General features: G+C 71.2%; 6 protein-coding genes. 3 read left to right on the forward strand and 3 right to left on the reverse strand.

Features of this window, described 5'->3' with window-relative positions; all coding sequences use genetic code 11:
• On the reverse strand, positions 1–1,095 hold a 1,095-nt coding region (locus B9S58_RS17205; protein WP_146063523.1), incomplete at its 3' end, for a sigma-70 family RNA polymerase sigma factor.
• 342 nt (positions 1,096–1,437) lie between these two features.
• A complete protein-coding gene (locus tag B9S58_RS17210) occupies positions 1,438–2,358 on the reverse strand; it encodes a TetR/AcrR family transcriptional regulator (RefSeq protein ID WP_103532976.1) in 921 nt (306 codons plus the stop codon).
• Positions 2,359–2,782: 424 nt separating this feature from the next.
• Between B9S58_RS17210 and B9S58_RS17215 the strand changes: the two genes are divergently transcribed.
• Positions 2,783–4,147, forward strand: coding sequence for an FAD-dependent oxidoreductase (locus B9S58_RS17215; protein ID WP_258044657.1), 1,365 nt, complete (start codon positions 2,783–2,785; stop codon positions 4,145–4,147).
• A gap of 268 nt (positions 4,148–4,415) precedes the next feature.
• Positions 4,416–6,131: a SpoIIE family protein phosphatase gene (locus tag B9S58_RS17220; RefSeq protein ID WP_103532978.1), complete on the forward strand. Its 1,716-nt coding sequence runs from the start codon at positions 4,416–4,418 to the stop codon at positions 6,129–6,131.
• A gap of 14 nt (positions 6,132–6,145) precedes the next feature.
• On the opposite strand, the gene B9S58_RS17225 is transcribed toward B9S58_RS17220, so the two are convergent.
• A complete protein-coding gene (locus tag B9S58_RS17225) occupies positions 6,146–7,468 on the reverse strand; it encodes an MFS transporter (protein WP_103532979.1) in 1,323 nt (440 codons plus the stop codon).
• Between the two features lie 133 nt (positions 7,469–7,601).
• On the opposite strand from B9S58_RS17225, the gene B9S58_RS17230 reads away from it, so the two are divergent.
• Entirely contained in the window at positions 7,602–8,159 is a 558-nt protein-coding gene (locus B9S58_RS17230) for a MarR family winged helix-turn-helix transcriptional regulator (protein ID WP_103532980.1), read from the forward strand.
• Positions 8,160–8,881 lie beyond the last annotated feature (722 nt).

An 8,881-nucleotide genomic window follows, 5' to 3' on the forward strand; every position in this document is an offset into this window, starting at 1 on the left:
GGCTGCCCCGGCCGCGCCACCGGCCACGATGCCCGCGGCCTTGAGCGCGTACCCGGCGGCGAACCAGCCGATGACCGCGACGGGCAGCAACGCCGGGATCCCGGCGTTCACATGGTCCAGCTCGCCCGCGGCCACCCGGCACCTGGCACACGCGTCGAGGTGCTTGCGCAGCCCGCGCTCGGCCCGGGTCCGCAGCCCGCCCCGGGCATGGGCGCCGAGCCGGTCGGCGTACCGCGCGCAGTCCCCGCCGGTGGTGAGCGCCTGGCTGACGTGGGCCTGGAGGTACGCCTGCTTGAGCCCTTCACGCGCGCGGCTGGCCAGGACGGCGGTGGCGTTGGCGGTCAGGCCGAACAGCGGGGCGATCTCGCTCGGCGACTCCTCCTCCACCGTGGTGTGCCACAGGACCGCCTGCCAGCGCTCCGGGAGGCTCCGGAACGCCTGCATCGCCATCGTCTGCTCGGCCTCGTGCATCGCCAGGACGTCGGCGCCGAGGTCGAGGGTGTCGTCGTCGGAGAGCTCGGAGGAGCGGGAGGCCTGTGCGGCGAACACCGCGAAGTCGTCGACCAGATGCTCACGCTTCGCGCTCTTCGTCCAGGCGGCGGCGACATGGCGGACGGCGGTCATCAGATAGGCCCGGACCGCTTCCGTCGGCCCCTTTCCGCCCCGTACGGCCTGGAGCGTGCGCGCGAACACCTCGGCCGTCAGGTCGTCGGCGGTGTGCGCGTCCCGGCAGCAGCTGCGGGCGTAGCGGAGCACGGCGCCCGAATGCCGCCGGAACAACTCCTCGTAGGCCTGGTTGTCGCCGGCCCGCATGTCCTCGATCAACCGGGCGTCGGACAGCCCGATATCGGGGGCGCCGCCGCGGCCCGCGCGCTGCTGCGGAACCGCGTGCGCGCCGGCTCCGCCGGAGGCGTCCTCCTCGGCGACGGCGGGCCATGGACCGGGCAGGACGGTGCCGCCCCCGGCCTCACCGTCCGACGCGCCGCGCACGGCCTGGGTCGGCACCTGGCCGGCGGACAGCCCGTCCGCCTTCGTGTCCCTGTCGGCCGCAGCGATCTCGCCGAGCGGCTCTTCCTGCTGCTCGTTACCGCTCATCGCGGAAGCCCCCGTATACACACTCGGACCCGAATACCGGCCAAGACTGCCACATGGCTCAATCGCGTTGGCCTCTCACTCCTGCCAACCACTCATCCGGGGCGTTCTCTCGAATGCGAGTACGAGAAGTCCTTCGTTCGGGGAATGAGACCCGGCTCATTCGTCTCCCGACACCCGCTCAACGTCCGCGTGCCCGCCCGCACCCGCCTGGCACGGACGGCGAGGCGGACGGACGGGCGTACGCGGACGGATGAGCGACGCGGCATGGCCGATACGAGGCGACCCGTACGAGACCGCGGCAGCCGGGCGGGACGAGCGGGGCCACAGCACGGGCCCCGGCCATCAAGCGGGCCGCGACCTCAGACCCTCCAGCAGGATGTCCAGCAACCGGGCCGAAGCCGCGGCCTGCTGAGCGGCGTTCGGCAGCGAAGGAGCCGCCGTGGCGATGACCAGCAGCACATCGGCCACCGTCACGTCCCGGCGCAGCTCACCGGAGTCCCGCGCCCGGTCCACCAGCCGCCCCACGACCTCCAGCAGCTCGACCGCGCCCGTGTCCTCACCGAGGCCGTCGAGCCCGTCGCCGCCCCCGGAGCGCCGGGCCGCGACGCGGAAGTCGTCCTGGTCCGTTTCCTGCCGCTGCTGCGGAACACGGGTCTCGTCCACCGTGCCCGACGCCGTCCCGGGAGCCGCCGGCGCACCCGGCTCCTCCCCGTCGACCCCGACCCGCAGCACCTGCGGCGGCAACAGCCTGCCCGCACCCGACGCCACGGACGTACGCAGGAAGCGGGAGAGCGCCGACCAGGGCTTCTCCTCCTGCCCCAACGCCGTACGCGCCTGCTCGGTCAGCCGGGAGGTCTCCTCCTCGGCTATCCGGCGCACCAGAACGTCCTTGCTCGGGAACCGCCGGTAGACGGTGCCCACGCCGACTCGCGCGCGACGTGCCACGTCTTCCATCGGAGCGCCGTAACCCAGCTCCCCGAACACCTCGCGCGCCGCCCGCAGCACATGCTCCAGATTGCGCTGTGCGTCGACGCGCAACGGAGCCGAGCGCGGCGCGCCCGCTGCCCCCGTTCCCGCCGTCGTCGCCCCGTTCGGGGCCTGTCCGGCCCCGGCCGAACCCATCGCCGCGGCACTCACCGCGGCCGCCGAGCGAACGGCGTCCGCCGAGCTCATGACGCCGAGCGCACCCACGGAGCCGAGGCGTCCGTGGTCCTCGGACGCCCGCGAGAGCGCAACCTGGCCGTACGTATCCTGAATATGCATAACTTCCCCCGGTTATGACGTCTCCCCCCGGAGACTTCCCGCCGTTTCAGTCGGGGAGCGGAGCACAACGAAATCCGCACCCGACACCCCGACGGGTTACGAACATAGTTGAGCCCGCGTCAATTCAGAAGGGGGTAGTTCCGCATGGGGCTCCCCCCGATCGGACCAAGACCCGACCAGCGCCGGAACATTGGCCTCCCACCTACCCCGGGCGTAGCGCCTGACCTGCGCGACTGTCGTCTCTCGCCGCCCACGGGCCCCGAGTGCCGTTGAGGCTCCCCCAGTCACACAATGTGCCGGGCCTGTGGACAAACCACTGACTCCGTTGCGTCATGGGGTGGTGATGGCTCCAGATCTCCGGGGGACGACCCCCGGCACCCGGCCAGGTGTGCGCATTCTCGTCGTCGGCGGTGGCTACGTCGGGATGTACACAGCGCTTCGTCTCCAACGGAAGTTGAAGCGGAGACTGAAGAGCGGCGACGCAGAGATCGTGGTCGTCACGCCCGAGCCGTACATGACGTACCAGCCCTTCCTCCCCGAAGCGGCCGCCGGCTCGATCTCGCCGCGCCATGTGGTCGTGCCGCTGCGCCGCGTCCTGAACGACTGCACGATCGTCATCGGCGAGGCCCGGAGCATCGACCACACCAAACGGACCGCGACCGTCATCACCCTCGCCACCGGCGAGGACGGCACCGGAGCTCTGGAGATCGCGTACGACGAGATCGTCATCGCCCCCGGTTCCGTCTCGCGCACCCTGCCCGTACCCGGCCTCGCCGAGTTCGGCATCGGTTTCAAGACCGTCGAGGAGGCCATCGGGCTGCGCAACCACGTCATCGAACAGATGGACATCGCCTCCGCCACCCGCGACCCCGCGATCCGCGACGCCGCTCTCACCTTCGTCTTCGTCGGCGGCGGCTACGCGGGCGTGGAGGCGCTGGCCGAACTGGAGGACATGGCCCGCTACACGGCGCGGTACTACCACAACATCAAGCCGGCGGACCTGAGGTGGATCCTGGTCGAGGCCTCCGGGCGTATCCTCCCCGAGGTCGGCGAGGCCATGGGCACGTACGCCGTCGGCGAGCTGCGCGGCCGGAACATCGACGTACGCCTCGACACCCGCCTCGACACCTGCGAGGACCGCGTCGCCGTGCTCAGCGACGGCTCCCGCTTCCCCACCCGCACCCTCGTATGGACCGCGGGCGTCAAACCGGCCCCGCTGCTGGCAGCCACCGACCTGCCCCTCACCGGACGCGGCCGGCTCCGCTGTACCGCCACCCTCGGCGTCGAGGGAATGCCGCACGCCTGGGCCGCCGGCGACGCCGCGGCCGTACCCGACCTGACCGCCTCCGAACCGGGCCGCGAGACCGCCCCCAACGCCCAGCACGCGGTGCGCCAGGCGAAGGTCCTCGCCGACAACGTCCTCGCCTCGGTCGACGGCCGCCCGCTGAAGGAGTACCGGCACGCGTACACCGGATCCGTCGCCTCCCTGGGACTGCACAAGGGCGTCGCCCACGTCTACGGTCGCAAGCTCAAGGGCTACCCGGCCTGGCTGATGCACCGCACGTACCACCTCAGCCGGGTACCGACGTTCAACCGGAAGGCGCGCGTCCTTGCCGAATGGACCCTGTCCGGACTCTTCAAACGCGAGATCGTCTCCCTCGGTTCGCTGGAGCACCCCCGCGCCGAGTTCGAACTCGCGGCGGGCGGCTCCGGGACCCCGGGAAACTCCCGCCCCGGCCGTCCGGAGGGCCCGGAGGAACCGCCGGACGACCGCCGGACGAACAGCTGACGGGGCAACAGACGGAGGGCTCCGGCGAGGGTCGGACCGGCGGCAGGGCGGCGACTGTCAGTACGGTCGGTCACACTGGACGTGTGACCATAGGTGGGCCCACGCCTGCACAGAGTGACCCGGTCGGCAGTGACCAGCAGCGACGCACCAACAGCACGACGAGGCCCGGCTGCGCCTTCCCGGGGGTACGGCCCCCGGTGCCCCCGAACACGGCAGAAGAAGCAGCCCGCCCGAGCGGACCAGACCGACACACGAGGCCAGAAATACCGTGAACTTCACGCGTTGGAGCGCCCGCCTTCCCGGAACGCAGCGCCGAGCCGCCGCGCGGGACGACCGTAGTTCCGTGCCGGCTGCCCGAGCCGAGTACGCCCGGCCGGAGGGCTCGCCCGCCCCGCCGGACGACGCCTCCCCGGCGCCCTCCGACCCCGTATCGACGGAGGCCCTTCCAGGGGCCGCCCTCGACAACCTCTCCGCCCGCGAGATCCTCGGCCGGCTCCCCGCCCCCGTCGCCCTGCTGCACGGCCCGGACCACCGCGTCGTGTACGTCAACGACGCGTACGAGGCCGCGTTCGGCCCCCGCCCGTCCGGCGTCCCCGCGGCCGAGGCCATGCCCGAGCTCGCCCAGCTCAGCGTGGTCCCGCTGCTCGACCAGGTCCTGCGCAGCGGTACCGCCCGCACGGTCAAGTCCCGCAGGACCGCCGAGGGCGGCTCGTACACCGTGACCTGCACCCCGGTCGCCGCCTGGGACAGCACGGAGGGCAGGAGCGAAAAGGAGAAGGGCGACGGCAGGGGAGAAGGCGGCGTCCTCGTGTACGCCGCCGACGTCACCGACCACGCCGAAGCCGCCGAGCGCCTGCGCACCAGCGAGCGCCGCCACCGCGAAACGGCCGTCACCCTCCAGCGCTCCCTGCTCCCGCAGGAGCTGGAACAGCCCGACGACCTCCGCATCGCCGCCACCTACCAGCCCGGCGGAACCGACGCCGCGGTGGGCGGCGACTGGTACGACGTCATCACCCTCGGCGCGGGCCGCAGCGCCCTGGTCATCGGCGATGTGATGGGCCGCGGGGTCCGGGCCGCCGCCGTGATGGGCCAGCTCCGTACCGCCGTCCGCGCCTACGCCCGGCTCGACCTCCCGCCGCACGAGGTGATCCAGCTGCTGGACGGCCTCGCCGCCGAGATCGACGCCAGCCAGATCGCGACCTGCGTCTACGCCGTCCATGATCCGAACGAGGGCCGGCTCGTCTACGCCTCCGCCGGCCACCTCCCGATCCTCGTCCGCGACGAGGACGGCACGGTCCACCGCGCCGCCGAGCCCACCGGCCCCCCGCTCGGCACGGGTGGCTGGGTCCACACCTCGGGCACCATCGCGCTGCCGCCCGGCTCCACCGCGGTCCTCTATACGGACGGCCTGGTCGAACGGCGCAGCGAGGACATCGACGAGGGGGTCGCCTCCCTGGCCCGCGCCCTCTCGGGCGCCAAGGGATCACCGCAGGTGGTCTGTGACCGGCTGATCCGCTCCCTCGGCGTGACCGCCGAGCACGACGACGACGTGGCGGTCCTGGTGGTCCAGCACCCCGCCCGTACGGGGACGAACGCGGAACTGTTCCACAACGCCGCGCTCGATCTCCTCGGCGGCATCGAGGCCGCCCCGCGCGCCCGTGCCTTCGCCACCGGGGTCCTGACCTCCTGGCGCTTCCCCGTCGAGCTCCGCGACCTGGGCGTCCTCGCCACCAGCGAACTGGTCGCGAACTCCCTCCAGCACGGCACCCCGCCGATGCGCCTGGGGCTGCGTCGTACGGACCGCCGGCTGATCATCGAGGTGACCGACGGCGACGACCACCTGCCACGCCGCCGCCAGGCCGAACCGGCGGACGAGGCGGGACGCGGTATCTCGATCATCGCCTCGATCGCCACCTCGTGGGGCAGCCGGCGCACACCGGGAGGGGGCAAGGCGGTCTGGTGCGAGTTCGCCCTGCCGCGGTGAGCAGGGCGGCTCCCTCAGAGACCGGCGGAGGCGGACGCGGGAGAGGGCGCGGTCTCCGTGACGTCTCCGCCCGCGGGCAGTGACACCGCCACCACCCGCGAGGGGGTGTGTCCCAGCGACGGCTGATCCTGTACGGGGGTGAGCCGACGGCCCAGCCGCAGCGCGAGCACCGTGATGCCCAGCGAGAACAGCACGAAGGTCACGATGTACGGGCCGTGCAGCGACGCCCCCATCGGCCCGCCGACGGCCGGACCGACCGCGAGCGCGAGCTGCTTGCACAGGGCGAACGCCGAGTTGTACTGCCCGACCATCGACTCCGGCGCCAGATCGGCGACCAGCGGGGCGACGGTCGGCGACAGCATCGCCTCACCCAGCCCGAACAGCGCGTACGTCGAGATGAACGCGGCCGTCGCCATGGTCTGGCTGCCGTGGCCCAGCCCCGCGTAGCCCGCCACGATCCAGGCGAACGCCCAGATCAGGCCGACCGCGGCGATGACCCGGCTGCGCCGCCGCCGCTCCACGAGCCGCAGCACGACGAACTGCGCCACGACGATGACCGCGGTGTTGGCGGCCAGCGCGAAGCCGAGGGTGGAGGGCTCGATCCCGGCGGCCTCCGTGCCGTACGCGGCCAGACCGGACTCGAACTGCCCGTAGCAGGCGAAGAACAGCACGAAGCCCAGCACGCACAGCTGCACCATCGCCCGGTGCGAGAGCAACGCCCGCAGCCCGCCGCCCTTCGCGGCGGAACCGTCCGCCGGCCGGGCACCGCCGAGCGAAGCGGTACGCGGCATGCGCACGGTGGCCACGGTGACACCGAGCACCACGAACATCGCGGCCTCGATCAGGAAGAGCATCGTGAAGCTCGCCGGACGGCTCACGTCCACCAGCTGCCCGCCGACGAGCCCACCGAGCCCGAGCCCCAGGTTCTGCAGGAAGAACTGCGTGGCGAAGGCGCGCGTACGGGTCGCGGTGCTGGAGCACCACACGAGCATCGTGGCGAGGGCCGGCTGCATGACGGCGGTGCCCGCGCCCAGGACCGCGGCGGACAGCACGGCGGCCGGAACGCTGCTCGCGAACCCCAGGGCGACGGCGCCCACGGATGCCAGAGCGGAGGCCACCACCAGCACGGGCAGCGGGCCCCGCCGGTCGATGGCCCGCCCGGTGAACGGCAGAACGGCCAGCGCCGCCATCGCGAAGGCCGCCAGAACGACCCCCGCGGTCCCGGCGCCAAGATCCCGTACCTGTGCCACGTAGACGTACAGATACGGAACGGTGAACCCGAGCCCGAACGCGCTCAGCGCGCTGCCCAGCTGGATCCGCCGCAGCGCTGCGCCCATCTCCCTGGTCACACTCACCCACCTCAAGGTTTCGAAGAAATCAGACTCGAAGACTTTAGCACTAAACTTAGAAAGTGAAAACTACAGGTTGAAGGACTTCAAGGGTGTTGGGGGGCGTGCCATACTGCCCGCCATGTCTGAGAGCACCGAGGAGCCCGGCCCCAGCGAGCCGAGCCTCGACGAACAGATCGCCGCCTACCAGCGCGAGTTCCGCGACCTCGACCCCCAGGTCGAACAGGTCGTCTCCGCGCTGGGCCGCCTGAACCGCCGGATGAACGTCGCGTACGGGAGACAGCTCGCCGCGCTCGGCATCAGCAACGCCGAGTGGGAGGTCCTCAAGACCCTGGTCCTGTCGGGCGCCCCCTACCGCCTGGGCCCCGGCGAACTGGCGAAGCGTCTCGGCCTCACCCCGGCCGCCATGACCCACCGCGTCGACCGGATGGCCGGCGAGGGCCTGGTCACCCGTGACCGCGACGAGAACAACCGGGTCCGCGTCATCGTCGAGCTGACCGACGAGGGCCGTACGAAGTGGCTGGAGGCGATGCGTATGGCGACCGACTTCGAGGAGGACCTCCTCCAGGACCTGTCCGGCGACGAACGCGGCGTCCTCGGCGAGCTGCTGGTCCGCCTCCTGCGCCGCGTGGAGCACGCCCAGCCGGACGCCGGCGGCCGCCTCACCGACCTGGACTGATGGCCGGCACCGGGCCCCGCAGAGGTCACCGGGGGAGGGTTGACACACCCCTGGTGGATCCGTAACGTTCTCCGAGTTGTCACGGAGCCGGAACGGTTCCGCGGCAGCCGATCCCGCCGCGAACGCGGCAACCAAACTTCAGCACGATCTCCCACTCGGGATGATTTCGGCATGCCGGAATTCATTGCGAAGGCCCGATTATGAGTCGCCGGGAGAATCCGCTAGAGTTTGAGCGTCGGAACGGCCCAACGGCCGGGAAGACGAACCCCGCTGACTGGGAATCAGGCCCGAAAGGATCTGATAGAGTCGGACTCGCCGGAAAGGGAGAACGCGAAAGCGGAGGATCTGGAAAGCGAAACTGCTTGACCCGCTTCGACCGGGAATCGGACACGAAAGAGTCTGATAGAGTCGGAAACGCAAGAACGAAGGGAAGCGCCCGGAGGGACCCGGTGAAACGGGACCGAAGGAAGCGTCCGTTCCTTGAGAACTCAACAGCGTGCCAAAAGTCAACGCCAAATATGTTGATACCCCGGCCTGCTTCGGCAGGTTGGTGGTTCCTTTGAAAGTCCTGCACGGGTCGCTTCGGCGACCGGGCAGGCAATTACACAGCGAGGACGCTGAGAACAACGGGTCTTATTCCGACCGGTTGTTCCGCTCTCGTGATGTGTGCATCCGATTACGGGTAAACATTCACGGAGAGTTTGATCCTGGCTCAGGACGAA

This window comes from Streptomyces sp. SM11 (genome assembly GCF_002910905.1).
Lineage (GTDB): Bacteria > Actinomycetota > Actinomycetes > Streptomycetales > Streptomycetaceae > Streptomyces.

Bases quoted from the DNA above. Each gene is read 5' to 3' on its own strand.
- B9S58_RS17210 (WP_103532976.1), bottom strand. From the start codon at position 2,358: ATGCATATTCAGGATACGTACGGCCAGGTTGCGCTCTCGCGGGCGTCC.
- B9S58_RS17215 (WP_258044657.1), top strand. From the start codon at position 2,783: ATGTACACAGCGCTTCGTCTCCAACGGAAGTTGAAGCGGAGACTGAAG.
- B9S58_RS17225 (WP_103532979.1), bottom strand. From the start codon at position 7,468: ATGGGCGCAGCGCTGCGGCGGATCCAGCTGGGCAGCGCGCTGAGCGCG.
- B9S58_RS17230 (WP_103532980.1), top strand. From the start codon at position 7,602: ATGTCTGAGAGCACCGAGGAGCCCGGCCCCAGCGAGCCGAGCCTCGAC.